Below are 24,626 nucleotides of genomic sequence, written 5' to 3'. Positions count from 1 at the left end.
CATATCTTATGTAAACAAATAAAGCTGAGCGCGGATCTTATCCGCCTCAGCTTTTTTCTCATCTATACTCCTGAATTCACGCCGCCCATTAGCCCGAACATCTCTTCGGCTGGGTATGCCCCCGACAATGCATAACGATTGTTGAAAATAAAGAAAGGGACGCCCGTAATTCCAAGCTGCTGCGCCTTCGAGAAGTCGGCATCTACCGCATCTCCACCTTCGCCGCTCGCGAGCCGCTCCTCCAGATCAAGCGTATTGACGCCAAGCCGCTCGGCAATGCTCATAATAGCACTCAGCTGTGCGACATCGACGCCTTCTTCGAAGTAAGCGCGGAACAGCTCGTCGACCGCCTCGCCATGACGTTCCTCCGGCAGCAAAGCGACGAATCGGTGGGCCAGCCGCGTATTCGGCATCCGGCTTACCAGGTCGAAGCGGAAGGTGACGCCGACAGCTGCGCCTGCACGAGTCACTTGCTCCATTGCTCGCTTCAGGGACTCCGGACCGCCCATCTTGCGCGTCATCACATCATCGAATGCACGGCCTTCCTCAGGCAAGTTCGGGTCCAGCTGGTACGCATGGTACGTCACAGTGACGGGCTCGTCATTCTTCTCCTTCCACAGCTCGATAGCGCGGAACAGATTCTGCTTGCCAATGCGGCACCACGGACAGACCACATCGGAGTAAAGATCAATATGCATATGGAAACGACAACCTTTCGCCCTTAGTTTGTCTGAAGATGTAAGATCAGTTGTTGCTTTGCCAAATACGGACACTGTAAACTTATGCTAATCTCCATGCTAATGCAGTTTACACAATCAAGCAAGGGCGTCAAGGCCCGTCCTGCTGCAAAATATGAGGTGACAAATCGTGATCGAGATCGGGTTATGCGGCTGGGGCGACCATTCCGAGCTGTACCGCGGATCGAACGCCGCTCGCAATAAGCTGCCCGCTTATGCGCAGTGGTTCCGCGTCGTCGAGGTGGACAGCACCTTCTATGCCATTCAATCGTCGCAGACGATGGCAAAGTGGGCGAGCGATACGCCGGAGGACTTCCGCTTCGTAATTAAGGCGTATCAAGGCATGACCGGCCACTCGCGCGGCAAGGGCTCTCATCCATTCGAGAACGAGGATGTGATGTTTCAAGCATTTCTCGATGCGATCGCGCCTATTCGCGAAGCGGGCAAACTGATGGCGGTACTTTTCCAATACCCGCCATGGTTCAACTGCACGCGCGCCAACGTGGATGTGCTGCGGACGGCGAAGGCGCGCATGGGCGATGTGCCTTGCGCGCTCGAATTCCGGCATCAGAGCTGGTATACGCCTCAGATGCGGGAGAAGACCATCGCCTTCACGCAGCGCGAAGGCTGGTTCCATACTGTCTGCGATGAGCCGCAGGTTGGCGACGGCTCGATCCCGATTGTCGAGGCGGCGACGAGCGAGGAGCTGACGCTTGTCCGTCTGCACGGGCGCAATGATAGCGGCTGGGTATCCGCCGGCCAGCCGAATTGGCGGGATGTGCGCTACTTGTACCGCTACAATGACGCCGAGCTGAGCGAGTGGGCGGAGCGCCTGCACCGCCTAGCTATGCAGTCACGCACCGTATGCGTGCTGTTCAACAACAACTCCGGCGGCGACGCAGCGGACAATGCGCTGCAGCTCATGGCAATGCTGCACCAGCTCCCGCCGCGCGGCTCGTTCGAGCTGGCGCCGCCGGGCGATGCGGATGCGGAGCAGCTGGAGCTGTTTTAGCTTGTTCTTTTCGCTTTCGTACCGCTCTTCTGCCTTGCCTTGAATAGAGGCGCTCGTTCCATCACAAAATAAGACGGCTGCCGCCGTTGACAGCATCAACTGTAACTGATATGATTACAGTACAAAGCGGGGTGCTGCTTAGCATGAACAGCGAATTCACGATTGCCGTACACAGTTTAGTTTACTTGGCTTATTTGCCGGAGCGTATGGCGCCAAGCGAGGCCATCGCAGATAATGTATCAACCAACCCGGCCCGCATACGCAAAGTGATGAGCTGTTTGAAGCGCGGCGGTTATGTCGACACGCGGGAGGGCGCAGGCGGCGGATACCGGCTGACGCTTGATCCAGCTGTTGTCACCCTGGCCGATATTTATCGGCTGATGGCGCAAGGCTCCGTTATTCCGAGCTGGTGCTCGGGAGACCCGGATATGGACTGCGTCGTCGGCTCCAACATGCGGGAAGTAATGGATGGCATTTTCTGCAGGGCGGAGAAGCAGCTTGAGAATTATTTTGGCGGCATCACGATTGAAGGTGTGCTTGGTCAGATCAAGGAATGCAAGCAGTGTCCTTGAGGCATGAGCTTTAGGTGAGACGGGGTATCCCTTCCCATAGGATTACGAACTTATTTGTAGAGAGGATGAATGAACATGGCAGTAGCATTGACGAAAGACACTTTTAACAAAAGCATCGAGAGCGGCGTAACGCTCGTTGACTTCTGGGCGCCATGGTGCGGCCCTTGCAAAATGCAGCTTCCTATCGTAGAGGAGCTCTCCACTGAGCTTGCAGGCTCCGCTACAATCGCGAAAATCAACGTAGACGAAGAGCCAGAATTGGCTTCCCAATTCGGCGTTATGTCGATCCCTACGCTGATCCTGTTCAAAGACGGACAGCCAGTTGACAAAATGGTTGGTCTGCAATCCAAAGCAGCCCTTGCAACTAAAATTCAAGGCCAACTGTAAGCTTTGCAGCATGAGCCCTCGCACCAGTGGTGTGGGGGCTTTTCGTTTATTTTCTACATATAAACTTCATGTTCATAGGCTATAATTGGAAGACCAAACTTATCTCTTTAGGAGGCGGGTACTGCAAATGCAGAACTGGTTGGCTCGTGTACGCAAAGGGTACGGGAAGAAGCTGGCTTCGCTCCATTCGTGGAACGGTTATATTGTGGTCATCCTTGCACTGACAGGGCTCGTCTTGTTCCAAGGAATGTGGCGCGGCATTCTGGGCGAAGGGCGGGTCGTTATCCGCTATATACATATCATCGTTGGCATCGCTTCGCTCGTGCCGGTCGTCTTCTACCTGCTGCTGGCAGCGAAGCACTGGAAGCAGCTGAAGGGCAAAACAAGCCAGAAAGTCAATGTGCTGATCGTGCTTGGTTTGCTCGTTGGCTGGCTGCTGTCGGGTCTGTTGCTATGGCAGTTTAGAGCCGTCGGACCCCGCTTATCGAACAATGCTCTCTATGTGCATGATGCGCTGACTTGGATCGGGCTTCCCTACATCATCTATCATTCCATCACACGTCTCAAATGGCTCAAGGAGCCGCACCGACGCACCGTCAAGACGGGTAGCGAGAGCGAGAAGAGGGAGATCCTTCATCCCGCAGCCGGGCAGCCGCGAGCTGTCATGTCCCGTCGTACCTTCATTCGAACAGCGATCGGAGCGGGCATCGTGGTTGCGGTGGGGCCTTCTTTTGTGAAGTGGCTGGGAAGCGCGCTAAGCCCTGGCGAAGCCATAGAGAAGATCGTCGAGTCAGACGCGAACAACATGGTTCCTCTGCCGCAGGCGCTTCCGGCGTCATCGCCACCTATTGGCGGGGGCAGCAAGGGAACGTTTCGCATCTATACGGTGACGGAGATTCCGAAGTTCGACAACAGCAACTTTTCCTTTATCATCGATGGACTGGTGGAGAAGCCGGTGCAGTGGAACTGGGAGCAGTTCGTTGAGCTTAAGCGAGAAGTGCAAGTGAGTGATTTTCACTGTGTCACGGGCTGGTCGGTCTACAAGAATACGTGGGAAGGCATCAAGCTGAAGGATTTTCTGAAGATGGCTGGCGTGAAGTCGAATGCAAAGACGGTCAAGTTCTACTCCGGTGACGGCATCTATACCGATTCATTATCGCTTGAGCAGGCGAATATGGACGATGTGATGGTCGCTGTTCTGCATGACGGCAAGGTCATTCCGAGCGATCTTGGAGGTCCCGTGCGTCTCATTGTGCCGAAGATGTACGCTTATAAATCGGTGAAATGGCTGAATCGCATTGAACTCATTGATAAGGACCATATTGGGTATTGGGAAGAGCGCGGCTACGACAATGATGCCTGGGTGTAAGCGCTTCAAATTGAGGATAGAATAACGTTGTCGAATATTGTAGTATATGGATATCCGCTCGAAAAAGAGGTGACACCCAAGAGTGAACTATCTCATCTACTTTATTCTGGACTGCATGGATACATTGGCAGTTGCGTTTATTATGTTCTCGATCTTTCAATATCCGATTCGGGAGTATTTGAAAGAGATCGCAATCATCGCCTGCATTGTTGCGGTGGCTTCGATTATTGGAAGGGAAATCTTGCAGATTGGCGCGGTTTATGATTCTTTGAATCACATGATATTACTCATTGCAGGATTGCGGTTCTTGATAAAAATAAAACTGTACCGCTCGTTTCGTATTGTAGCGTTAGGTATGATCAGTTATTTTGCTATACAGATGAGCATGGTGGCGTTAACAACATCGACCGGACTTATCGATGCTTCTTTGTTGAATGAATCCAATAGCTTGGAAGTAAGACTGACCCAGCTACTCTCACAATCGGTCACCTATGCGATTGCATACCTGATTATTATGTTCGATTTAGGCATTTCCAAGTATATACGGCCTCCGCATGATTTCTTCATAGATACGGGCATGACCAAGGAAAAGTGGTGGGCTTATACGGGGACTACCATGTCGCTATTCGTGTTGCTGGCATGCTTCTACTTGTATATTGCACGTTCAGAAATTGTAGCCGCTTTAATAATTGGCAGTGTTTTGTTTACAATTGTCATTATGCTAACGTACAGGAGAGACTCCAGCATTGAGCGCAATCGTATTTCTATCTAAGAGGGTTGCAAACGCTATTCACAACTCCAACCCAGAAGAAACAAGCAGTGTTGAACGGCTAACCGCGCTGCTGGCTTTACAGGTTGTTAACGTAGGTGTTATTACCGCAACTCTTCTTGTAGGGATACTCACAGATGCATGGCTTGAAACGATGCTTAGTGTGTTAGCATTTGTGGTCTTGCGGTTGCTAACAGGTGGCTATCATTTTCGCAATCTGGATGTGTGCTTTCTTGTAAGCACATCCGTGTTGGCGGCTATCCCCCATATTGAGCTTGCGCGGTCTATCATTCCTATCATTTCTGTATTATCTATCCTATTAATATTTGCTTTTTCCACGAAAAAAAGATTGATTCCAGTCTGCATCCCCTTATTGAATATTTTACTAATTTCGCCTATCATTGCATTAGCAGTACTTTTCCAAACACTTACATTAATTCAACTTAGGAGATGACACCAATGAAAAAGGCATTAGCAAAATTGGCATCAAACGCTCTTAACGCAACGGCTAGTAAAACGAATGACATCCAACCTTTGAAACTATTTACCGGAAGCATTGACATTCCAAGCGACAAGAAACAGCCAGAACAAAAGTAGGTGGAATCAATGTCGATCTCGGTATACTGCGTGCGCATGGACCCTGTTGATAATCAGGTGGTCTGCAAGAACCTCGATATCCTAAACGAGGTTTTGTTTATGGGTGTGACCTCAAGACCCGTCAAGAAAGGGGTCAAGGCGCAGCATCCTCCAGGTATTCCGATGTTCGTTACCGCGGAGGCTACCTATTTTCAGTTGCACAGCGTTGAAAGCTACCAGCGTATACTTCAGCCGCACGGGTTCGATTTGTTCCACAGCTCTTATCTAGTGAATGTTCCTCTTGTTGACCGGATTGTAGTCGGAAGATACGGCAATGACGCCTACTTCAAAGGCGGAGGCAACATCCATGTTCCTGTTTCTAGACCAAAAACCGATGAATACCGGCATCTTGTTGTTAGAAGACCTTTTCAGCCTGAATATGGGCTGTGAGGGTCTTTTGTTTGTTTAGGATATCAGCTTTAATGTGTTGCACAGTGTGCTTTGTGGATATGATATTATGGATAAAGAAGGAGGTTTAATATGAGCGCTCTTAGAAGTTTAGACAAAGACACTCTTCTGGAATTACTTGGCACGTTAAAACGCGCAGGCGTTAAGTACCGTATCTATGCTCCTAATGACGAATCTCCTGCAATTCATATAGAAGCTGATCTTGAGCCAGATGCTCTAGAAGTCGTTGCTGCTGATTCGGAGCATGACACCTCCAAGCCTTCTGTTCTTCCTACTCCACTCGTAAGCCCTGTAGCTAAGGCGGATTTAGAGCGTATGACAGGATCCATTACCAAAGAAGAAGCTGAACAGATGCGTGAAGAATTGAAACGACAACGAGAGGAAGATTGGGATTAATATATGTCACAGTCGCGGAACAATAAGTACCTCTTAGACAGCAACCAAACAATCGACTTATTGGAAGGCAAAGATCCTATCAAATCGTTTTACGATGAAGAGAAAGAAGTTTCTGATTTCTGGTTCTCTGCAATCACAGTTGCCGAAACACTTACTGGTGATGCGGCAGAGAAGAAAAAACTGTTTGAGTCCGGTGTTCAGAACGTAGACAAAGCCGTCGCCGAACAAGCTGCCCACATTAGATCCGTTGAAAGAAATAAGACTCCTCCAAGAAAAGTAAAAACTCCAGATGCACTTATAATTGCTACAGCCAAACTTTACGATCTTATTCTAATTACTTGTGATGATCAAATGCAGAAAGTTTCCAAAGATCACGGAGTATCTACTCGAGCCCTTTAGGGCTTTTTTTATGTTTGACATTGCCGTTACGGAAAGGTGTACAGTTGGTTTGTCGGGAGGTGACGATGATGGAATATACGGTGCAGAAGCTGGGTAAGCTCGCTGGCATCAGTACGAGGACGCTGCGGTTCTATGATGAGATTGGCATTCTTAAGCCGGCAAGAATGAACTCATCGGGATACCGGATCTACGGGCAGGCAGAGGTAGATAAACTGCAGCATATTTTATTTTACCGGGAGCTTGGGGTTAGTCTGGATCAGATCAAAGCGATGCTCACTGATTCGTCCTTCGACCGGGCAGCGGCGCTTCATCAGCATCGTCAGCAGCTTCTCGACAGAAGAAATCAGCTCGATGCGCTCATAGCCAATGTGGACATGACGATTGCGTCGGCCGAAGGGAGAACGGCGATGACGGACAAACAGAAATTTGAAGGCTTCAAGAAGCAGATGATCGACGATAACGAACAGAAATACGGCAATGAAGTACGCGAGAAGTATGGCGACGATGCCGTGGACAAGTCGAATGCGAAGCTGCAAAATATGACACAAGAACAATACGATGAGGTGACTCGTCTAGCGAAGGAAGTGCAGGATACGCTTGCGGAGGCATTCAAGCAGGGTGATCCGGCAAGTGCGCTTGCACAGAAGGCAGCTGATTTGCACCGCCAGTGGCTTTGCTTCTATTGGGAGAAAGGCAAATACAGCAAAGAAGCTCATGCGGGCTTGGCGCAGATGTACGTGGATGACGAGCGTTTCCGTGCTTACTACGACGTGAACCAACCGGGTACGGCGGAGTTTCTGCGCGATGCGATTCATATCTATACAGGTACGAAGTACTAATAAATGAAGGGGCGGCCGAAGGTCCAGTGATGGAGCCTGCGGTCACCCCTTTTCTTTTTGTCACATTGCGACATTGCCACAAGCAGCTACTTGTCGGTCTTCTTCTTCACATTGCTGTAGTTGGTAACGGACTTGGCATCCTCAATCGTATCGTTAACGAAGGCCATGTCCTGATTTTTGGCGTGCATCGCAGTTGTACCTTTATAATTGCCCTTATGTTTGCTGTTCTCCAAGAACGGTTCACCTCCGCGGATGTGCCCTGCGATCGTAGTATGTTCGTATTCGGGGGAGGGCATGCAGGGGCTAGCTAATGGCTGAAAATGTTAACTCCTGCACTGGGAATGAGCGGATTCACCTTTTTTATTAAAGTCCTTTCATGTATAATGTCCTACAGGTTGTTATTACGGAACAGGGGTGTCTTCCTTCATGGCTTTGAAAGCTGGAATCGTCGGCTTGCCGAACGTGGGCAAATCGACTTTATTTAATGCAATTACGCAGGCAGGCGCGGAGTCTGCGAACTATCCATTCTGTACGATTGACCCGAACGTGGGCGTCGTAGAAGTACCGGATACGCGTTTGGATAAATTGACGGAGCTTGTTGTGCCGAACAAAACAGTACCGACAGCGTTTGAGTTTATCGATATCGCAGGTATCGTAAAGGGCGCAAGCAAAGGCGAAGGTCTCGGTAACAAGTTCCTTGCGCACATTCGTGAAGTTGATGCGATCGTGCACGTGGTACGCTGCTTCCAGGACGACAACATTACGCACGTATCTGGTAAAGTCGATCCAATCGGCGACATCAACACGATCAACCTTGAGCTGATCCTTGCGGATATCGATTCCGTTGACCGCAAGATCGAGCGTTCCCGCAAAAACCTTAAGGGCGGCGACAAGAAAGTCGTGCAAGAGGTGGAAACGCTGGAGAAAGTGAAAGAAGCGCTCTATAACGATATGCCAGCGCGCAGCATTGATCTCACCGATGATGAAAAAGCACTCATTCGCGACCTGCACTTGCTGACAATGAAGCCAGTATTGTATGCAGCGAACGTGAGCGAAGGCGAAGCGGCGAATTCCGATGGCAACAGCTATGTGGAATTGGTTCGTGAATTCGCGAAGGCAGAAGGCGCGGAAGTGGTGCCAATCAGCGCGAAGGTGGAATCCGAGATTGCTGAGCTTGAAGGCGAGGACAAAGAGATGTTCCTCGAGGAGCTTGGTTTGACAGAATCCGGCTTGAACCGTCTGATCCGTGCAGCTTACAAGCTGCTTGGTCTGTACACGTACTTCACAGCAGGCGTACAAGAAGTTCGCGCATGGACAATCCGCAAAGGCATGAAAGCTCCGCAAGCGGCAGGCGTTATCCATACCGACTTCGAGCGCGGCTTTATCCGTGCAGAGGTTGTATCGTATGATGATTTGATCGCGGCAGGCTCGATGAACGCGGCGAAGGAGAAAGGCCAGCTCCGTCTTGAAGGTAAAGAATATGTGGTGCAGGACGGCGACGTTATGCACTTCCGTTTCAACGTATAGATGTGTTCCCTCAGCAGGGCCCGGATGTCCGGGTCCTTTTGCTGTGCGTGGGCGGACAAAGGACCGACCGCCAATTCATCCATAATTGTAACGTTTATGGTTTCATGCGCGTTATGCTATACTAAAGAGACGATTATTAGACTTATTCTAACTTACAGAGGTGAATGACAGTGTTGGACCGTTTACAAGCACTCGCAGACCGGTATGAGAAATTGAGCGAGCTGTTGTGTGATCCTGACGTATCAAGCGACCCGAAGCGTCTGCGCGACTTCTCCAAGGAGCAGTCGGATTTGCAGGCCCCTTATGAAGCATACACAGAATACAAGCAAGTATCGGAGCAGCTTGACGATGCGAAAGTGATGCAAGGCGAGAAGCTCGACGATGAAATGCGCGAAATGGTGAAGATGGAAATCGATGAACTAAGCACGCGCAAGGAAGAGCTGGAAGCACACATTCAGTTCCTGCTGCTGCCGAAGGACCCGAACGACGACAAGAACGTTATTGTTGAGATTCGCGGCGCGGCTGGCGGCGACGAGGCGGCATTGTTCGCATCGGACTTGTACCGCATGTACATGAAGTACGCGGATACGCAAGGCTGGAGAGTGGAATTGATGGAAGCGAGCGAGAGCGATCTCGGCGGCTTCAAAGAAGTTATCTTCATGGTGACGGGCAAAGGCGCGTACAGCAAGCTGAAATTCGAGAGCGGCGCGCACCGTGTACAGCGTATCCCTGTAACAGAATCAGGCGGACGTATTCATACATCGACGTCGACGGTTGCGGTTATGCCAGAGGTTGAAGAGGTTGAGGTTGAAATCCTTGACAAAGATATTCGTGTTGATACGTACTGCTCCAGCGGCGCTGGCGGTCAGTCCGTTAATACAACGAAATCTGCTGTTCGTGTGCTTCACGTGCCGACAGGCATTATGGCGCAGTGCCAAGACGGTAAATCGCAGAACGAGAACAAAGCGAAGGCTCTGCAAGTACTTCGTGCGCGTATCTCCGATCTGCACCGTCAAGAGGAAGAAGCGAAGTATGCCGGCGAACGGAAGAGCAAAGTCGGTACGGGCGACCGCTCCGAGCGGATTCGGACGTACAACTATCCGCAAAGCCGTGTAACGGATCACCGGATCGGCCTTACGCTGCACAAGCTGGATTCCGTACTCAACGGAGACATGGAAGAGATCATTAACGCACTGACATTGACCGCTCAGACGGAATTGATGGAGCGCGAGAATCTCGCTTAATAAATTTGAATGGAACGGGAGCTGCTTGTGATGCTCCCGTTTTTTGTTCATAGTAGAGCAAAGCGGAAAGGGCGGTAAGGATGGCGGAGCAAAAGGATCGCGGAGCGGAAGCGGAGAAAGCTGCTGCGAAAGAGAAAGAAGAGCAGGCTGCTTCGCAGCGGCAAGCAGCAGACAGCGATAGCAGCGAGAACGAGAACGTGGTGGACCTTAATGCAAAAGAAACCGGCTACTCGCTTCTCGTGCCGATGACGATAGCCGATGTGTGTTTGAAAGGGGCCGCGCTGTTGAATGAGCGCGGTATTATGGAGCCGCGCAACAACGCGGAGCTGTTGCTGCTGCATATTCTGGGGCTAACGCGCACGGAACTGCTGCGCGATTGGCGAGAGCTGTTCCCACCGCAGCAATACAAGCGGTGGAGGGAGCTGCTCGCGCGCAAAGCCGCGGGCGAGCCGGTGCAATATTTGATCGGCGAGCAGTGGTTCTACGGCTCGCCGTTTACCGTGACGCCGGCCGTGCTGATTCCACGGCCGGAGACAGAGCTGCTCGTCGAGGCCGTGCTCGAGGCCGCGGACAAGCTTTGGCCGCAAGCGATAGGTGAAGCCGGCGCTGGCGGCGAGGACGTTGATGTGCCGACCGTAGTCGACGTCGGCACAGGCAGCGGCGCCATCGGCGTGACGCTTGCTTCGCTGCGTCCGCAGTGGCGCGTCTGCGCGTCCGATCTGTCGCCGGACGCGCTTGAGGTCGCCCGCACGAACGCGGCGCGCCATGGCGCAGCAGCGCGCATGACGTTCGTGCAGGGCGACTTGCTCGGGCCGTTCGCGGCGCAGCAGCCGCCTCGGCCCGGCGCCGATGCGCACGCCGACAGCGAGGCCGGTGGCGTAGCCGGCCTGCGCATCGACGTTCTGGTCTCGAACCCGCCGTACATCCCGGCGGGAGATATTGCCGGCCTGCAGCCGGAGGTGCGCGATCACGAGCCGCGCCTTGCGCTCGACGGCGGCGATGACGGCCTGACGCCGTACCGGCGCATGGCCGAGCAGCTCGCGCAGCTGTCCGCGATGCCGCGCATCGTCGGCTTCGAGCTTGGCATGGGCCAAGCCGAAGCGGTCGCGGAACTGCTTCGCGGTATTGGCGCTTGGCGCGAGGTGCGCATCATTGACGACTATGCAGGCATCGGCCGGCATGTGTTGGCAGTGGAATAAGTTGTGCTTGTGCACTCGGGGAGTACTAAGGGACCGACGTTACTGAGGTGACGTCGGTTTTTTGCTGTCCGTCCAACGTTCTAAAGAAACCAGGAGACGCTATTGGAGCAATAATAGCTTCAGAGTAATTCTAAGGGTCCCCAGCGGCGTTATTTGGGGTCAACGTGCGCGAATGGAGTTCATTTTGCCGAAATAAGAGGTCTACGTTTCGTTAGAATTGGCGAGGTGGGGTTTTTGAGGGAATAAGGTGTCTGAGTTTCGTTAGAATTGATGAAGCTTAAGTTTAAGCTCAAGCATATGCGATTGGGATCGATCCGAGTTGGTCGAATGCATCATTGTTAGCGTCCCCCGCCGCCTCTTCGACTCTACCAATCTACGAATCTTTTTTCTCCGTCTGATAGATCAGCTAGGTTTAGAGAGGGACAGGCACGGACATAATGGGGGTATAAACGTTCCGGAACGAGAAGCCGCTGCACCGACGGGTGCCACAAAGGAGCTTGTCGTTATGATCCGCACTTATACCCGTTTTCCTTATCGTCCTGTTTATGGTTATGTTCTTCTTCTTGCAGCGCTGCTGCTTATGAGCTGGGAGAGCCAGCGCGCCGATGCGGCGATTGCCGGCGGCAGCATTCCGACGGAGTCGATCCGTCTGCGTATCTTAGCGAATTCCGATTCCGCCATGGATCAGCTTGTGAAGCGTGAAGTGCGTGATGCGGTTGTCGCGCAAATGAACACTTGGGTCACTGGTCCACAAACGATTGAAGAAGCTAGACTCACAATTCGTTCGCGCATGCATGACATCGAGGCGATTATTGGCCAAACCTTGAGCTCCCGCGGCTTTAACTATGATTACAAAGCGGAACTCGGCATCGTGCCGTTTCCAACTAAAATATACGGAACGGAAGTTTACCCGGCAGGCAACTATGAAGCGCTTCGCATTACGCTCGGCGCTGGCGCAGGTCAGAACTGGTGGTGCGTGCTGTTCCCTCCACTTTGCTTCGTAGATGCAGTAAGCGGTGAGTCTTCGACTCCGGCAACTGCTGCAGCGGCCACAAACGTGGCGAAGACCGCAACGGTGAAGGATGCAGAAGGCAGCGGCAATGCAGACACTACATCGAAAGCGCAGGATGTATCGTCCAAGTCGGATTCCAGCAACAACGGCGGCGCGGTGCAAAATACCGATGCTGCAGCCAAACAACCGGAAGTTCGCTTCTTCCTGTGGGACGTTATCAAGTCGATTATCAGCTTCTTCCGCCATCTGTTTAGCTAATAGCTTCATGCCCCAAGCTCATCCGCATCTATTGCGAATGAGCTTTATTGATTTTAAATAGTACTAGGTTGCTTGCTTTCGGCTTCATCCTAGCGCTGTGCTATAATGGAACAAAATCTATTTTGCACTTTGCAGAAGCTGGAGATATGGAATTGAACATGAACACCATGAACATAAATCGAGATAGGGGCAACACGATGATTTGGCAAGTCAGCGGCACAGCACCTCAAGTTGGCGAATTGGCAGAGGCGGCGGACCTGCTTCGTGAGGGCGGCACCATTGCCTTTCCGACGGAGACGGTGTACGGACTTGGCGCAGATGCGCGGCGGACGGAAGCGGTGGAGCAGATCTTCACGGCAAAAGGTCGCCCGTCCGATAATCCGCTAATCGTGCATATCGCGGATAAGGCGCAGCTCGCGGAGCTGACGCTTCCTCTTGAGGCAGGTGCAGCTGCGCTTGCGGAGCGGTTGATGGCGCGGTTCTGGCCAGGGCCGCTGACGCTCGTGCTGCCAGTGAAGCCGGGCGCTGTCTCGCCGCGCGTCACTGCAGGGCTGGACACGGTCGCGGTGCGAATGCCCGCGCATCCCGTTGCTCTGCGGCTCATCGCGGAGTCGGGCTGCCCGCTTGCCGCGCCGAGCGCGAATCGCTCAGGCCGTCCGAGCCCGACGCTGGCCTCGCATGTGCGCGATGATCTGAGCGGGCGCATTGACGGCATCGTTGACGGCGGCGCGGCAGGCGTAGGTCTGGAATCGACCGTCGTGGAAATCGTCGATGGCGATTCCGTGCGCATTCTGCGCCCTGGCGGCGTCACCGCCGAAGCGCTGCGCGAGGTTGCCGCGCATGTGGCGTACGACGCCGTGGCAGCACCCGGCGCCGGCACGGGCGAGAGCGAAGGCGAAGGCGGCACTGCCGCGGATGCAGCGGCGCCGCGCTCGCCAGGCATGAAGTACGCGCATTACGCCCCGCAAGGGCTGATGCAGCTGGTGAAAGGCGAGCCTGAAGCCGTCTCCGCTTATATTCAGGCGGAGACGGCTTCGGCACGGGAGCGCGGCGAGCGCACGGGCGTGCTCGCCTTTGCCGAGCATGCTGCTCGGTATGACGCCGACTGCGTGCTCGTCGTCGGCAGCCTCGCGCAGCTGGAAACGGCTGCGCACGGCCTGTACAATGCGCTGCGCGAGTTCGACGCGCGCGGCGTGCAGCGCATTTGGGCCGAGACATGCCCGGAGCACGGCATCGGCCATGCGCTGATGAACCGCTTGGCGAAGGCCGCAGGCCATGCCGTCGTGCGCGTCTAGCGTCTCAGCAGGTAGCGCCAGCGGTGCGCCTAGCGCTTTCTCGTCTTAGCCGGTACTGCGAGCCTAGCGTCTAGCGTCGTCTCTTCGCATTGGGTACCGCCACCAGCCGCGCGTCTAGCGCCCCCTCGTCTTAGCCGGTACTGCGAGCCTAGCGTCTAGCGTCGTCTCTTCGCATTGGGTACCGTCACCAAACCGCGCGCCAAGCGTCTTCTCGTCTTAGCCGGTACTGCGCGCCAAGCGCCACTCGCTGCAGCCGTCACCGCCAACCGGCATCTAGCGCCTTCGCGGCCGCTCACCGAGCGGTCATCATTCCCCCCTTGTCCGCATATGCTTGGAAAGAAGAAGCGGGACAAGGAGGGGATGTCATGATTGAGGCGATGCACGCCGGGCAGCTGCTGACGCTTGTTATTATTGCAGTGGCGCTTGGGATGGACGCTTTTTCGCTAGGTGTCGGCATTGGGCTAAAGGGCATTCGGCTGCTGGACATTATGAAGCTAAGCGCTGTTATTGCGCTTTTTCACATAATTATGCCTTTGATGGGCATCTTCACAGGTGAGTATGTCAGCACGCTGCTTGGCGGCGTCGCGACAACTGCGGCAGGCGCGCTTCTGCTGCTGCTCGGCGGGCATATGATCTACAGCTCGCTTCGCGGAGACGCGGTGGAATCCATCGACTATCGCAGCGGATGGGGCATACTGGTGTTTGCGCTCAGCGTTAGCATCGACTCGTTCTCCGTCGGCATCTCGCTCGGGATGTTTGAGACAGATATGCTGCTGACTGTGCTCCTCTTTGGCGTTGCCGGGGGCATTATGTCCGTGCTCGGATTGCTGCTTGGCAGACGCGTCAGCGCTAGTCTCGGCGGTTATGGAGAAGCGTGCGGCGGCGTGATTTTATTCACCTTCGGCTTGCTGTTCTTGTTCTGATTACGAAATAATGATTACGAATCAATCAACTAAATTTCTTATAAAGGGGTGCACGAAAAGTTGAAACGGATACTGTTTGTCTGCACTGGCAACACTTGCCGGTCGCCGATGGCTGAGGCACTGCTTCGTGCGCTCGCACAGGAGCGGGGCTTGCAGCTCGATATTCGCTCTGCAGGCGTCTCGACAATGGACGGGCTCCCTGTCTCGAAGAACGCGCAAGAAGCGCTGTCCCGCCGCGGCATTCAGCATCGTAGTGCCTCCAAAGCGCTCGAGACCGGCTCCATTGCTTGGTCGGACCTCATACTAACGATGACAGGAAGCCATAAACGACAGCTGCTGCAGCGGTTCCCGAGCGCGGTGGACAAGACGTATACGCTGCTCGAGTTCGTGAATACTGACCCGGAAGTGCTTGAGCGTATCGCTGAGCTCGAAGGAATCTTGTCTGAGTGGCATATGAATCAAGCGCTCGGCCATCCGCTAAGTGAAGCGAAACGCGCCAGACTGCTGGAATTGGAACGGCAAATGCCAAGCTTCGATATCGAAGATCCTTTCGGCGGACCGCTGGGCGTGTATGAGCAAAGCGCAGCTCAGATCGAAGAAGCGTTGAAGCGGCTTCTGGATCGGCTGCAGCAATAATTGGGCGAGCGGAGACGGCTTGGCCGGATTGATTTTCGCACGATAATCCGTTATGATGAAATCAACTAAAGACGGTTTCCGATGTAACTGGCGACGAAAGTGGGTTAAACCACGGTGGAGCATCGGAATATACGGCCGGTCGCCTGGGCAAAGAGCAGTGTGCGTTATGCATGCTTGCTCTTTTTTTGTCATTCAGAGATGGATAAGTTTGCCACTTACAGCTGAATGGCCGTCAAATGAATATGCTTTTGCTCTATAGTTCCGTTTTTGCTTGTCGCCGCACAAAACGCATGATCACCATGAATTTGGTGTATGTTCCGTTTTTGCTTGTCGCCCGAAATCAGGTATACTAGAGCCAGTGTGAATCGACATTTTCCGCCATGAGCGGTCACCTTGGGAGGTATATGGAATTATGAGAATTGCCATCGGAGCAGACCATGCGGGCTACCGCTTGAAGGATGAACTCGTTCCGTTCATTCAATCGCTCGGTCACGAAATCGAGGACGTCGGTTGCGATTGCGATCAGTCGGTGGATTACCCGGACTATGCGCTGCCGGTTGCTGACCTTGTGGCATCGGGCAAAGCGGAACGCGGCATTCTAATCTGCGGCACAGGCATTGGCATGTCCATTGCAGCGAACAAAGTGAAGGGCATCCGCTGCGCGCTTGTGCACGATATGTTCTCGGCGAAAGCCACTCGCGAGCACAACGATACGAACGTGCTGGCAATGGGCGAGCGCGTCATCGGTCCCGGCGTCGCGCAGGAGATTATCCGCATTTGGCTCGAAACACCGTTCTCGAACGGCGAGCGCCATGTGGGCCGCGTGAACAAAGTGATGCAGATTGAAGCAAAATTCGCGGACGCGTAAGGGGAGCTAGCGATGACGATGGATCCGGTACAGCTTTCTAACGATGTGGAAACCGTCATTCGTGAACTAGCTTCTGCAGCGAAGCTGCGGGAAGGGCAGCTGCTCGTCATCGGCTGCTCGACGAGCGAAGTGCTTGGTCAGCGGATCGGCACATCCGGGACGCTGGAGACCGCTGAAGCGATCTTCGCAGGCGTAGAAGCCGTGAGGCGCGAGCTGCTCTTCTATCCGGTGTTTCAATGCTGCGAGCATTTGAACCGGGCGCTTGTTATGGAGCGCGAGGCGGCTGAACGGTACGGGCTCGAGCTCGTATCCGCGATCCCCGTGCGCAAAGCCGGCGGATCCATGGCCGCGTACGCCTTCAGCAAGCTGCAAGATGCCTGTCTGGCCGAGACGGTGCAGGCACATGCTGGCATCGACATCGGCGACACCTTCATCGGCATGCACCTGAAGCGTGTAGCTGTGCCGGTGCGCCCGTCAATTCGGTCCATCGGAGGAGCGCATGTGACGATGGCGTACACCCGTCCGAAGCTGATCGGCGGCGAACGAGCTGTTTATAACCGGGAAGCGGCCAACTTGGCTGCGCCTGGCGAAAGTAATACTTGCGATTAATTATTTTGAGGAGGACTTATACACATGGAGAACCTACGTAAACAAGATCCCGAGATTTTGGCCGCACTTGGCCTTGAACTTCAACGCCAACGCGACAACATCGAGCTTATCGCATCCGAGAATATCGTTTCTGAAGCTGTTCTTGAAGCAATGGGAACTGTCCTGACGAACAAATACGCAGAAGGCTACCCAGGCAAACGCTACTACGGCGGCTGCGAGCACGTGGATATCGCTGAAGATATCGCACGTAATCGTGCGAAGGAACTGTTCGGCGCTGAGCACGCGAACGTTCAACCTCACTCCGGTGCGCAAGCGAACATGGCTGTTTACTTGGCAGCATTGAACCCTGGAGACACGGTGCTTGGTATGAACCTCGCACACGGCGGTCACTTGACGCACGGCAGCCCGGTTAACGCTTCCGGTCTTCTATACAACTTCATTCCTTACGGCGTAAGCGAAGATACATTCACAATCGACTACGCGGAAGTTCGCAAATTGGCGTTCAAGCACCGTCCTCGTATGATCGTTGCTGGTGCGTCGGCTTACCCGCGCATCATTGATTTCGAAGAGCTTGGCAAGATCGCTAACGACGTTGGCGCGCTGCTGTTCGTTGACATGGCGCACATCGCAGGTCTTGTTGCAGCTGGTCTGCACCCGAGCCCAGTGCCGCACGCACACTTTGTAACAACGACTACTCACAAAACGCTTCGCGGTCCTCGCGGCGGTATGATCCTTTGCCGCAAAGCATGGGCGCAAGCGATTGATAAAGCGGTATTCCCTGGTTCCCAAGGCGGTCCTCTTATGCACATCATCGCGGCAAAAGCGGTTGCTTTCGGCGAAGCGCTTCAGCCTTCGTTCAAAGAGTACGGCAAGAACGTTGTAGACAATGCCAAAGCGCTTGCTGACGCGTTGATCGGACATGGCATCAACATCGTTTCCGGCGGCACAGACAACCATCTGATGCTGATCGACCTTCGCAACCTGGGCATTACAGGTAAAGATGCGGAGCACGTGCTTGATTCCGTTCAAATTACGGTGAACAAGAACGCGATTCCGTTCGATCCGACTAGCCCGTTCATCACTAGTGGTATCCGTATCGGTACGCCTGCGGCAACTTCTCGCGGCATGGATGTGGATGCGATGAAAACAATTGCAGAAGTTATCGCAATGACGCTGAAGAGTCCGAAGGATGAAGCGGTTCTGACTAAAGCGCGTGGTATGGTTAGCGACCTTATGTCGCAATACCCGCTTTACCCAGGCATGACTTACTAATCATTACTGCGAAGGCTGTACCGCATAGCGCGGTGCGGCCTTTTTTTTTGCATTACCGCTTGAGATGCTTGTTATATTTTTCCGCTCGATTTCACATGTTGGGTTCGGAGACATGATATGATGACCTTATAACACAAACAAGGCGGTGTGGCGCAAGATGAGTCTGTTTGCGATTGTAATTGTCGTCATCATTCTGTTCTGTTTATTTAAAGTGATATCTGGAAGCGATACTCGTAACAAAGCTACAGGCGCTGTCCGAGATCGTCCGGGGTCGCGACCATCCGCTGCTCGTATGCCAATGCGTAAACCGCCCGAATGTCTCGGCGTGCCGGAGGGGCATCCTGCGCGTACGACTGCGGAACGTCTGGAAGCCGCTCTAACAGCGGATTTCGAGGCGCGCGTGAAAGACCGCGTCATGCGTAATACGCCAAGCCTCCGGGACGGAGAATGGCAGTGGCAATGGTTCGAACTGAAGCGGTATTTTCTAATGTGCAGTATTCTGCGAGGAGTACCGATGTACAGTACGCGAGTTGACGATGTGTGGCATGAGATGCTGATGTTTACACGTGAATATGAACAATTCTGCAAGCAGTTCTGCGGTGCGCTCATCCATCATGCGCCACATGCGCCAAGCGGGAAGCCTGATCCGAGTGAACGTGCATGGTTCGATTGGATCTATGGCGAGCTGTTCCTCCCGGCTCCTGCGAGCGGACAGCTGTGGGGGGCGTTCTACCGGACGCCGATGCCGCATGAGCTGATGCGCGAGCTGGAGCAAGAGAGCGACGAAGTACTGCGCTCTCGGCGGTTCAATGAACGGGCAGCTGAGCAGTTTCCCGACATCGATGCGACCATTCGCTACTTAATTGAGCGTGGAAGAATGCTTACCGCGTCGAACACATCGAACAGACAAGAACAGTCGTATAGGGACAACGATGATTGGACGTCGGTAGGTATGACGACCGGCTTGCTCTCGGGGATGTTCTTTGCTTCGTCAATGGGACCTGTTCATGAGTTTGATGATCGGATGAACGATGCTCAGACGGAGCAGGAACGTGAAGCAAACGACGGCTTCAGCGGTGCGGGTTATGTGTGCAGCAGTGACGACTCAGATTCAGGCGGTGACGGCGGCGATTCGGGCGGCAGCAGCTGCAGCTCGGATTCAGGCAGCAACTGCAGCAGCGGAGATAGTGGAGGCAGTGACAGTGGAGGCGGCGGTTCGTCTTGCGGCAGCAGCTGTGGAGGTAGCAGTTAAATCGGTCGTTCGAGGTAGAATTCAGACGCTTAGGGTATACTTTTCATGTGTTTTATAAGGCTTCGAAAGCGAAAATGGCACATTGCGTCTCCGAATGTTATAATACTCAGTTGAAAAGCATTTCAGGAGGATGAATAATACCTATGGGCAAGCTCACTATATGCGATCACCCGCTTATTCAGCACAAGCTGACCTTTATCCGCGATAAAGAAACGAAGACCAAAGACTTCCGCGAACTTGTCGATGAAGTTGCGACAATGATGGCTTACGAAATTACGCGGGATTTGCCGCTTGAGACCGTTACGGTCAGCACGCCGGTTGTCGATGCAACTAGCAAAATCGTCTCCGGCCGCATGCTGGGACTCATTCCGATTCTGCGCGCAGGCCTTGGCATGGTAGAAGGCATGCTGAAGCTCATTCCATCGGCGAAGGTCGGCCATATCGGCTTGTTCCGCAACCCGGAGACGCTTGAGCCGGTTGAATACTATGTCAACCTGCCATCCGATGCGCCTGAGCGCCTCTTGATCGTTATCGATCCGATGCTTGCAACAGGGGGCTCGGCGAATGCTGCGATCCAGGCGCTCAAGACGCGCGGCTGCACGCAGATCAAGCTGATGTGTCTCATTGCTGCGCCGGAAGGCGTGAAGGCCGTGCAAGAAGCGCATCCGGACGTTGATATTTTCCTCGCTTCGCTGGACAGCCATCTTAATGACCACGGCTATATCGTGCCAGGTCTCGGCGATGCCGGCGACCGCATGTTTGGCACGAAGTAAACTTACTTACTTTAGGAGTGAATTGCATTGGCGAAGATTAAGGTAATGACGATTTTCGGCACACGGCCGGAAGCGGTCAAGATGGCTCCGCTCGTATTGGAGCTTCAGAAGCATCCCGAAGACATTGAGTCGGTCGTCTGCGTAACGGCGCAGCATCGCCACATGCTGGACCAAGTGCTTGATTTCTTCAAGATCACGCCGGACTTCGATCTCAACGTCATGAAAGATCGTCAAACCTTAACGGAAACGACTGTTAAAGTGCTGCAAGGTCTTGATCCGATTCTGCGTGAATCGCAGCCGGATATCGTGCTTGTGCACGGGGACACTCAGACCTGCTTCCTGGGCAGCTACGCGGCATTCCTGCAGCAGATTCAAGTCGGCCATGTCGAAGCAGGCCTGCGTACTTGGAACAAGATGTCTCCGTATCCGGAGGAGATGAACCGCCAGCTGGCTGGCGTGCTCTCCGATGTGCATTTTGCGCCGACGGACAAGTCTGCCGACAACTTGCGCAGAGAGAACAAGCCGGAGTCCGCGATCTACATAACCGGCAATACGGCAACGGATGTATTCAAGTACACGGTTGATCCATCGTTCACGCATCCAGTTCTCGATTGGGCGAAAGGCAAGCGGATGATTCTGATGACGGCGCATCGCCGTGAAGCGATCGGCGAGCCGCACCGCAATATATTCCGAGCAGTGAAGCGCATTGCAGATGAATTCGAGGACGTTGTGGTCGTGTACGCGGTCCATCTGAATCCGGCCGTACGCGAGCCGGCGAACGAAATTCTCGGAAATCATCCACGTATTAAGCTCATTGAACCGCTAGATGTGTTCGAGTTCCATAACTTCTACCCGCATACGTACATGATCATGACGGATTCCGGCGGCTTGCAGGAAGAAGCGCCGTCCTTTGGCGTGCCTACGCTTGTGCTTCGCGACACGACAGAGCGTCCGGAGGGTATTGAAGCAGGAACGCTCGAGCTCGTTGGGACGAATGAAGAGGTTGTGTACGAACGCGCGAGAGCGCTATTGTCGGATGCAGCGCTCTATGAGCGGATGAGCAAAGCGGCGAATCCTTACGGCGATGGCAAAGCATCGGAACGTATTGTAGAGGCAATCCTGCATCATTTTGGAAAAGTGGACAATCGTCCGTCGGCGTTCACACAACGTTCATAGTTGACATCGCTAGTATAGCATCTCCTTTAAGGCTACAGCATACAGTGCTACTGTACGGTTGTTAAACCCGAAAACCCTAGGAAAATCAAGGGTTTTCGGGTTACAGTTCACTAAATGTTTGAATTTATATCAATTGACAAACCTGAACCTGCTTGGCTAAAATAAATAAGAGTTTTGGAGTGATTAGGGGCGATGAATTCATCCCATGACGACAAAAATCGCAGCACGGACAACAGCAGCTTCGGAGACAATCCTTGGCGGGCGATGGGGCTAATCGGCTCTGTTGGCGGAACAATTGGCGTATGTCTTGGACTAGGCTATTGGATTGGCAGCAAGACCGATGGTTCAGAAGGTTCCGGGTATGGATCGATTGTCGGAATGGCGATAGGTTTCGTCATTGCCGTCATCATGACCATACTTTTGATTCGAGCGTTTACAGGGGGCAAAGCAAAGTAATGGATGATCTGTCCGGCCACCTTCGAACGGTTATGCGTATTACGTTCTTTTTTTTGTCTGTATGCTTCATTGGATGGGCCCTGCTTCCGGAATATAAACCGCTCTTCGGCGGATTAATTCTCGGCGCTGTGGCAAGTCTTGCAAACGCCTTCCATCTTTCGTGGAAAGTACGTCAGGTCGGCGCGCATGCGGCAGCTGGAGTCAAGAAACGCAACAATCTTGGTTTTCTGACACGCGCATGCATTGGACTGCTCGCGGCAGTCTTAGCTGAGAGGTACTTTTCGTTCAGCCTCTATGGAACAGTAGCCGGATTATTTGTAGCGCAATTGGCAACACTCATATTGGGGTTTATTGCCAAGCGGAATTCGGCGGTACGGCATTCTACCGATGAAAGGGGTGAAAACAACTAAATGGATCATATTTTTCCTGAGGTGCATCTAGGCGGCATTCGTTTTGACCTAGCTGCTATTTTCATGATTGTTATCACCAGCATTATCGTGTTCGTTCTTGCAAAGGTGTCAGTTCGTAACGCTTCGGTAACTAATCCGACGAAGATGCAAAACTTCCTGGAGTGGGTTATCGAGTTCGTTCAGAACATCATCGGTACAACGATGGATCTGAAGAAAGGCCGCCCGTACTTGACGCTTGGTATTGCAATGATTATGTACCTGTTCGTAGCGAACTTGCTCGGTCTTCCGTTCGGTATCATTACGCACGCGCATGAAGGGGCAACATTCTTAGGAATGGAACTGTTCATGGATGGCAAAGAGGAAGCGCACATCGCGTGGTGGAAATCGCCGACAGCCGATGTTGCTGTTTCGGGAGCATTGATGGCGATCGTAATCGTGCTTACGCACGTCGAAGGTCTTCGTCGTAACCGCAAACATTACCTCAAGCACTATTTTGAGCCTTACGCAGCATTCTTCCCGCTCAACGTTATCAAGGAGATTGCGAAGCCGCTTTCGCTTTCGCTTCGTCTCTACGGTAACATCTTCGCAGGTGAGGTTATGATCGGCGTTATCATGGGTATGGGCTGGTTCGGTATTCCGGCGCTCATCGTATGGCAAGGTTTCAGTGTATTCGTAGGCGCAATTCAATCGTTCGTATTCGTCATGCTGACAATGGTTTACATGTCGCAAGCGATCGTTCACGAAGAACATCACTAAGCATTTAGTAACAACCCTGCTAAGCAGGAAACAATAAACCAATATTTAAACATTTTAAGGAGGATTTCTCTAATGGGAGCTTTAGCATTAGTTGCAGCAGCAATTGTATTCGGTCTTGGAGCACTGGGTGCAGGTATCGGTAACGGTTTGATCGTAGGTCGTACAGTTGAGGGTATTTCCCGTCAACCAGAACTTCGCGGTACTCTTCAAACTACAATGTTCATCGGGGTAGCGCTTGTAGAGGCACTTCCAGTTATCTCCCTCGTACTCGCGTTCATCTTCTTGGGTAAAGCTTAAGATTATATTTACAACCACGGCGGGGAGTGCCTTATGCCTCCGCGCCTTCCTTTTGCTGATTGTCAGGTGACTTTCAGCTAATCTACGGAAAGGAGTGACGTACGTTGGATATCGTATGGTCAAATTTTTTCATCCAACTGGTTGCCTTCGGAATTCTTTACTGGCTGCTTAGCCGTTACGCTTTCGGCCCGCTCTTCTCCATCATGGAACAGCGTAAGCAGTTCGTGAAAGAACAGCTTGAAGGTGCAGAGAACAGCCGTAAACAAGCTGAAGCACAGTACGAAGAGCAGAAACAAACGCTCGCGCAAGCTCGTAAAGACGCTTATGACATTATCGAGCAAGCGAAGCAAACAAGCACGAAGCAAGCGGACGAAATCGTTCACACTGCAAAATCCGAGGCTACTCGCCTGAAGGACGAAGCAGTGAAGGATATTGAAAGCGAGAAGAACAAAGCAATTGCTTCCCTTCGCTCGCAAGTTAGCGGCATGTCCGTCATGATCGCTTCCAAAATCATCGAGAAACAAATCGATGACAAATCGCAAGAGCAGCTTGTTGACCAATACTTGAATGAGGTTGGAAGCAAATGAGCCGCGAGGGCGTCGTAGCTAAACGCTACGCTAAAGCGCTGTTTGAACTGGCACTGAGCAACAATGCGGTAGCAGATGTTGAAAAACAGCTGAAGATTGTTGTAGATGTCCTGTCCGGAGATGCGCAAATCCGCAAATTTCTTGGACTGCCAAACGTAGAAGTTTCGAAGAAAATCGACATCGTACGCGGTGCTCTGTCCGATACTGTGTCGGTTATGGTTCTGAATACGGTAGAGCTTCTCATTATCCGTAATCGCCAAGATGCGATCGCTGATGTGTACGAAGCCTATACGAAAGTAGCGGGAGATGCGCTCGGTCAAGCACACGCTACGATATATACCGCTAAATCATTGTCCGCTGAAGAGCTGTCCAAAGTTTCGGCGCAGTTCGGTACAATGATCGGCAAACGCATTATTGCAAAACAAATCGTTGAACCATCCTTGCTCGGCGGCGTACAAGTACGCATCGGCGATCGTCTGTATGACGGCAGCCTCTCCGGCAAGCTGGCTCGACTTGAACAAGCTTTGAAAACTCAAGCATTGTAGATAGGGG

General features: G+C 52.9%; 33 protein-coding genes and 1 riboswitch. Of the genes, 30 read left to right on the top strand and 3 right to left on the bottom strand.

Features of this window, described 5'->3' with window-relative positions; all coding sequences use genetic code 11:
* Positions 1-62: 62 nt before the first annotated feature.
* Positions 63-698, bottom strand: a complete 636-nt coding sequence (locus AC0YNX_RS19445; protein ID WP_475817359.1) for a DsbA family oxidoreductase — start codon at positions 696-698, stop codon at positions 63-65.
* A gap of 169 nt (positions 699-867) precedes the next feature.
* On the opposite strand from AC0YNX_RS19445, the gene AC0YNX_RS19440 reads away from it, so the two are divergent.
* From AC0YNX_RS19440 to AC0YNX_RS19390, 11 genes are all read left to right on the top strand, one after another.
* Positions 868-1,749 (top strand): DUF72 domain-containing protein, encoded by an 882-nt coding sequence (locus AC0YNX_RS19440; RefSeq protein WP_475817358.1) that lies wholly within the window; start codon positions 868-870, stop codon positions 1,747-1,749.
* A 143-nt stretch (positions 1,750-1,892) separates the two neighbouring features.
* Positions 1,893-2,321 (top strand): RrF2 family transcriptional regulator, encoded by a 429-nt coding sequence (locus AC0YNX_RS19435; RefSeq protein ID WP_475817630.1) that lies wholly within the window; start codon positions 1,893-1,895, stop codon positions 2,319-2,321.
* A gap of 75 nt (positions 2,322-2,396) precedes the next feature.
* Positions 2,397-2,708, top strand: coding sequence for a thioredoxin (gene trxA / locus AC0YNX_RS19430; RefSeq protein ID WP_475817357.1), 312 nt, complete (start codon positions 2,397-2,399; stop codon positions 2,706-2,708).
* Positions 2,709-2,835: 127 nt separating this feature from the next.
* Positions 2,836-4,077: a molybdopterin-dependent oxidoreductase gene (locus tag AC0YNX_RS19425; RefSeq protein WP_475817356.1), complete on the top strand. Its 1,242-nt coding sequence runs from the start codon at positions 2,836-2,838 to the stop codon at positions 4,075-4,077.
* A gap of 82 nt (positions 4,078-4,159) precedes the next feature.
* Positions 4,160-4,849, top strand: coding sequence for a hypothetical protein (locus tag AC0YNX_RS19420; RefSeq protein WP_475817355.1), 690 nt, complete (start codon positions 4,160-4,162; stop codon positions 4,847-4,849).
* On the top strand, positions 4,824-5,300 hold the full coding sequence (locus AC0YNX_RS19415) for an accessory gene regulator B family protein (protein ID WP_475817354.1): 477 nt from the start codon (positions 4,824-4,826) through the stop codon (positions 5,298-5,300). The genes AC0YNX_RS19420 and AC0YNX_RS19415 overlap by 26 nt, the downstream gene beginning before the upstream one ends.
* 5 nt (positions 5,301-5,305) lie before the next feature.
* Entirely contained in the window at positions 5,306-5,443 is a 138-nt protein-coding gene (locus AC0YNX_RS19410) for a hypothetical protein (RefSeq protein WP_475817353.1), read from the top strand.
* 9 nt (positions 5,444-5,452) lie between these two features.
* The gene (locus AC0YNX_RS19405; protein WP_475817352.1) at positions 5,453-5,872 is read left to right on the top strand and encodes a hypothetical protein; all 420 of its coding nucleotides are present in this window, start codon (positions 5,453-5,455) and stop codon (positions 5,870-5,872) included.
* A gap of 90 nt (positions 5,873-5,962) precedes the next feature.
* Complete coding sequence (locus tag AC0YNX_RS19400; protein WP_475817351.1) at positions 5,963-6,286, top strand: hypothetical protein; 324 nt, start codon at positions 5,963-5,965, stop codon at positions 6,284-6,286.
* Positions 6,287-6,289: 3 nt separating this feature from the next.
* The gene (locus tag AC0YNX_RS19395; RefSeq protein WP_475817350.1) at positions 6,290-6,685 is read left to right on the top strand and encodes a PIN domain-containing protein; all 396 of its coding nucleotides are present in this window, start codon (positions 6,290-6,292) and stop codon (positions 6,683-6,685) included.
* A gap of 68 nt (positions 6,686-6,753) precedes the next feature.
* On the top strand, positions 6,754-7,524 hold the full coding sequence (locus AC0YNX_RS19390) for a MerR family transcriptional regulator (RefSeq protein WP_475817629.1): 771 nt from the start codon (positions 6,754-6,756) through the stop codon (positions 7,522-7,524).
* A gap of 86 nt (positions 7,525-7,610) precedes the next feature.
* Here AC0YNX_RS19390 and AC0YNX_RS19385 read toward each other — a convergent pair whose 3' ends face one another.
* Complete coding sequence (locus AC0YNX_RS19385) at positions 7,611-7,757, bottom strand: hypothetical protein (RefSeq protein ID WP_474654162.1); 147 nt, start codon at positions 7,755-7,757, stop codon at positions 7,611-7,613.
* Positions 7,758-7,950: 193 nt separating this feature from the next.
* On the opposite strand from AC0YNX_RS19385, the gene ychF reads away from it, so the two are divergent.
* The 5 genes from ychF (at position 7,951) to AC0YNX_RS19360 (ending at position 14,059) form a co-directional block, all read left to right on the top strand.
* Complete coding sequence (ychF, locus tag AC0YNX_RS19380) at positions 7,951-9,051, top strand: redox-regulated ATPase YchF (RefSeq protein ID WP_475817349.1); 1,101 nt, start codon at positions 7,951-7,953, stop codon at positions 9,049-9,051.
* A 170-nt stretch (positions 9,052-9,221) separates the two neighbouring features.
* Positions 9,222-10,295 (top strand): peptide chain release factor 1, encoded by a 1,074-nt coding sequence (gene prfA, locus AC0YNX_RS19375; RefSeq protein WP_474654164.1) that lies wholly within the window; start codon positions 9,222-9,224, stop codon positions 10,293-10,295.
* A 245-nt stretch (positions 10,296-10,540) separates the two neighbouring features.
* The gene (prmC, locus tag AC0YNX_RS19370; protein ID WP_475817628.1) at positions 10,541-11,494 is read left to right on the top strand and encodes a peptide chain release factor N(5)-glutamine methyltransferase; all 954 of its coding nucleotides are present in this window, start codon (positions 10,541-10,543) and stop codon (positions 11,492-11,494) included.
* A 505-nt stretch (positions 11,495-11,999) separates the two neighbouring features.
* On the top strand, positions 12,000-12,764 hold the full coding sequence (gene spoIIR / locus AC0YNX_RS19365) for a stage II sporulation protein R (protein WP_475817348.1): 765 nt from the start codon (positions 12,000-12,002) through the stop codon (positions 12,762-12,764).
* Between the two features lie 197 nt (positions 12,765-12,961).
* Positions 12,962-14,059, top strand: coding sequence for an L-threonylcarbamoyladenylate synthase (locus AC0YNX_RS19360; protein ID WP_475817627.1), 1,098 nt, complete (start codon positions 12,962-12,964; stop codon positions 14,057-14,059).
* A 155-nt stretch (positions 14,060-14,214) separates the two neighbouring features.
* Here the strand turns inward: AC0YNX_RS19360 and AC0YNX_RS19355 are convergent, their stop codons facing one another.
* Entirely contained in the window at positions 14,215-14,355 is a 141-nt protein-coding gene (locus AC0YNX_RS19355; RefSeq protein ID WP_475817347.1) for a hypothetical protein, read from the bottom strand.
* Between the two features lie 69 nt (positions 14,356-14,424).
* Here AC0YNX_RS19355 and AC0YNX_RS19350 point away from each other — a divergent pair, with 69 nt between their 5' ends.
* The 14 genes from AC0YNX_RS19350 (at position 14,425) to AC0YNX_RS19285 (ending at position 24,619) form a co-directional block, all read left to right on the top strand.
* Positions 14,425-14,982 carry a manganese efflux pump MntP gene (locus tag AC0YNX_RS19350; protein ID WP_475817346.1) on the top strand — a complete coding sequence of 186 codons (558 nt, stop codon included), beginning with the start codon at positions 14,425-14,427 and terminating at the stop codon, positions 14,980-14,982.
* 60 nt (positions 14,983-15,042) lie between these two features.
* Entirely contained in the window at positions 15,043-15,618 is a 576-nt protein-coding gene (locus AC0YNX_RS19345; RefSeq protein WP_475817345.1) for a low molecular weight protein arginine phosphatase, read from the top strand.
* Positions 15,619-15,691: 73 nt separating this feature from the next.
* A riboswitch (ZMP/ZTP riboswitch) is annotated at positions 15,692-15,774 on the top strand.
* Positions 15,775-16,030: 256 nt separating this feature from the next.
* Entirely contained in the window at positions 16,031-16,486 is a 456-nt protein-coding gene (gene rpiB, locus AC0YNX_RS19340) for a ribose 5-phosphate isomerase B (protein ID WP_475817344.1), read from the top strand.
* Between the two features lie 12 nt (positions 16,487-16,498).
* Positions 16,499-17,095: a TIGR01440 family protein gene (locus AC0YNX_RS19335; protein WP_475817343.1), complete on the top strand. Its 597-nt coding sequence runs from the start codon at positions 16,499-16,501 to the stop codon at positions 17,093-17,095.
* A 24-nt stretch (positions 17,096-17,119) separates the two neighbouring features.
* Positions 17,120-18,367: a serine hydroxymethyltransferase gene (locus AC0YNX_RS19330; protein WP_475817342.1), complete on the top strand. Its 1,248-nt coding sequence runs from the start codon at positions 17,120-17,122 to the stop codon at positions 18,365-18,367.
* 157 nt (positions 18,368-18,524) lie between these two features.
* Complete coding sequence (locus tag AC0YNX_RS19325) at positions 18,525-19,619, top strand: glycine-rich domain-containing protein (protein WP_475817341.1); 1,095 nt, start codon at positions 18,525-18,527, stop codon at positions 19,617-19,619.
* A 143-nt stretch (positions 19,620-19,762) separates the two neighbouring features.
* On the top strand, positions 19,763-20,392 hold the full coding sequence (gene upp / locus AC0YNX_RS19320) for a uracil phosphoribosyltransferase (RefSeq protein ID WP_475817340.1): 630 nt from the start codon (positions 19,763-19,765) through the stop codon (positions 20,390-20,392).
* Positions 20,393-20,419: 27 nt separating this feature from the next.
* On the top strand, positions 20,420-21,568 hold the full coding sequence (gene wecB, locus AC0YNX_RS19315; RefSeq protein WP_475817339.1) for a non-hydrolyzing UDP-N-acetylglucosamine 2-epimerase: 1,149 nt from the start codon (positions 20,420-20,422) through the stop codon (positions 21,566-21,568).
* A gap of 192 nt (positions 21,569-21,760) precedes the next feature.
* Positions 21,761-22,024 (top strand): AtpZ/AtpI family protein, encoded by a 264-nt coding sequence (locus AC0YNX_RS19310; protein WP_475817338.1) that lies wholly within the window; start codon positions 21,761-21,763, stop codon positions 22,022-22,024.
* Complete coding sequence (locus AC0YNX_RS19305; protein WP_475817337.1) at positions 22,024-22,434, top strand: ATP synthase subunit I; 411 nt, start codon at positions 22,024-22,026, stop codon at positions 22,432-22,434. The genes AC0YNX_RS19310 and AC0YNX_RS19305 overlap by 1 nt, the downstream gene beginning before the upstream one ends.
* On the top strand, positions 22,435-23,190 hold the full coding sequence (gene atpB / locus AC0YNX_RS19300) for a F0F1 ATP synthase subunit A (RefSeq protein WP_475817336.1): 756 nt from the start codon (positions 22,435-22,437) through the stop codon (positions 23,188-23,190).
* A gap of 72 nt (positions 23,191-23,262) precedes the next feature.
* Positions 23,263-23,487: a F0F1 ATP synthase subunit C gene (gene atpE / locus AC0YNX_RS19295; RefSeq protein ID WP_090982204.1), complete on the top strand. Its 225-nt coding sequence runs from the start codon at positions 23,263-23,265 to the stop codon at positions 23,485-23,487.
* A gap of 104 nt (positions 23,488-23,591) precedes the next feature.
* Positions 23,592-24,074, top strand: a complete 483-nt coding sequence (gene atpF / locus AC0YNX_RS19290) for a F0F1 ATP synthase subunit B (protein WP_475817335.1) — start codon at positions 23,592-23,594, stop codon at positions 24,072-24,074.
* Complete coding sequence (locus AC0YNX_RS19285; RefSeq protein ID WP_475817334.1) at positions 24,071-24,619, top strand: F0F1 ATP synthase subunit delta; 549 nt, start codon at positions 24,071-24,073, stop codon at positions 24,617-24,619. The genes atpF and AC0YNX_RS19285 overlap by 4 nt, the downstream gene beginning before the upstream one ends.
* The last annotated feature ends 7 nt before the right edge of the window (positions 24,620-24,626 follow it).

The organism is Paenibacillus sp. J31R98 (assembly GCF_056269245.1).
Note: the sequence above shows the minus strand (reverse complement) of the source record. Positions and strands in the feature narration are given on the sequence as shown.

Bases quoted from the DNA above. Each gene is read 5' to 3' on its own strand.
- AC0YNX_RS19330 (WP_475817342.1), top strand. From the start codon at position 17,120: ATGGAGAACCTACGTAAACAAGATCCCGAGATTTTGGCCGCACTTGGC.
- AC0YNX_RS19400 (WP_475817351.1), top strand. From the start codon at position 5,963: ATGAGCGCTCTTAGAAGTTTAGACAAAGACACTCTTCTGGAATTACTT.
- spoIIR (WP_475817348.1), top strand. From the start codon at position 12,000: ATGATCCGCACTTATACCCGTTTTCCTTATCGTCCTGTTTATGGTTAT.
- rpiB (WP_475817344.1), top strand. From the start codon at position 16,031: ATGAGAATTGCCATCGGAGCAGACCATGCGGGCTACCGCTTGAAGGAT.
- prmC (WP_475817628.1), top strand. From the start codon at position 10,541: ATGACGATAGCCGATGTGTGTTTGAAAGGGGCCGCGCTGTTGAATGAG.
- AC0YNX_RS19405 (WP_475817352.1), top strand. From the start codon at position 5,453: ATGTCGATCTCGGTATACTGCGTGCGCATGGACCCTGTTGATAATCAG.
- AC0YNX_RS19390 (WP_475817629.1), top strand. From the start codon at position 6,754: ATGGAATATACGGTGCAGAAGCTGGGTAAGCTCGCTGGCATCAGTACG.
- AC0YNX_RS19410 (WP_475817353.1), top strand. From the start codon at position 5,306: ATGAAAAAGGCATTAGCAAAATTGGCATCAAACGCTCTTAACGCAACG.
- AC0YNX_RS19310 (WP_475817338.1), top strand. From the start codon at position 21,761: ATGAATTCATCCCATGACGACAAAAATCGCAGCACGGACAACAGCAGC.
- AC0YNX_RS19285 (WP_475817334.1), top strand. From the start codon at position 24,071: ATGAGCCGCGAGGGCGTCGTAGCTAAACGCTACGCTAAAGCGCTGTTT.
- AC0YNX_RS19395 (WP_475817350.1), top strand. From the start codon at position 6,290: ATGTCACAGTCGCGGAACAATAAGTACCTCTTAGACAGCAACCAAACA.
- AC0YNX_RS19360 (WP_475817627.1), top strand. From the start codon at position 12,962: ATGATTTGGCAAGTCAGCGGCACAGCACCTCAAGTTGGCGAATTGGCA.
- AC0YNX_RS19325 (WP_475817341.1), top strand. From the start codon at position 18,525: ATGAGTCTGTTTGCGATTGTAATTGTCGTCATCATTCTGTTCTGTTTA.
- atpB (WP_475817336.1), top strand. From the start codon at position 22,435: ATGGATCATATTTTTCCTGAGGTGCATCTAGGCGGCATTCGTTTTGAC.
- AC0YNX_RS19305 (WP_475817337.1), top strand. From the start codon at position 22,024: ATGGATGATCTGTCCGGCCACCTTCGAACGGTTATGCGTATTACGTTC.
- AC0YNX_RS19435 (WP_475817630.1), top strand. From the start codon at position 1,893: ATGAACAGCGAATTCACGATTGCCGTACACAGTTTAGTTTACTTGGCT.
- AC0YNX_RS19350 (WP_475817346.1), top strand. From the start codon at position 14,425: ATGATTGAGGCGATGCACGCCGGGCAGCTGCTGACGCTTGTTATTATT.
- AC0YNX_RS19445 (WP_475817359.1), bottom strand. From the start codon at position 698: ATGCATATTGATCTTTACTCCGATGTGGTCTGTCCGTGGTGCCGCATT.
- ychF (WP_475817349.1), top strand. From the start codon at position 7,951: ATGGCTTTGAAAGCTGGAATCGTCGGCTTGCCGAACGTGGGCAAATCG.
- AC0YNX_RS19425 (WP_475817356.1), top strand. From the start codon at position 2,836: ATGCAGAACTGGTTGGCTCGTGTACGCAAAGGGTACGGGAAGAAGCTG.
- upp (WP_475817340.1), top strand. From the start codon at position 19,763: ATGGGCAAGCTCACTATATGCGATCACCCGCTTATTCAGCACAAGCTG.
- AC0YNX_RS19335 (WP_475817343.1), top strand. From the start codon at position 16,499: ATGACGATGGATCCGGTACAGCTTTCTAACGATGTGGAAACCGTCATT.
- atpE (WP_090982204.1), top strand. From the start codon at position 23,263: ATGGGAGCTTTAGCATTAGTTGCAGCAGCAATTGTATTCGGTCTTGGA.
- trxA (WP_475817357.1), top strand. From the start codon at position 2,397: ATGGCAGTAGCATTGACGAAAGACACTTTTAACAAAAGCATCGAGAGC.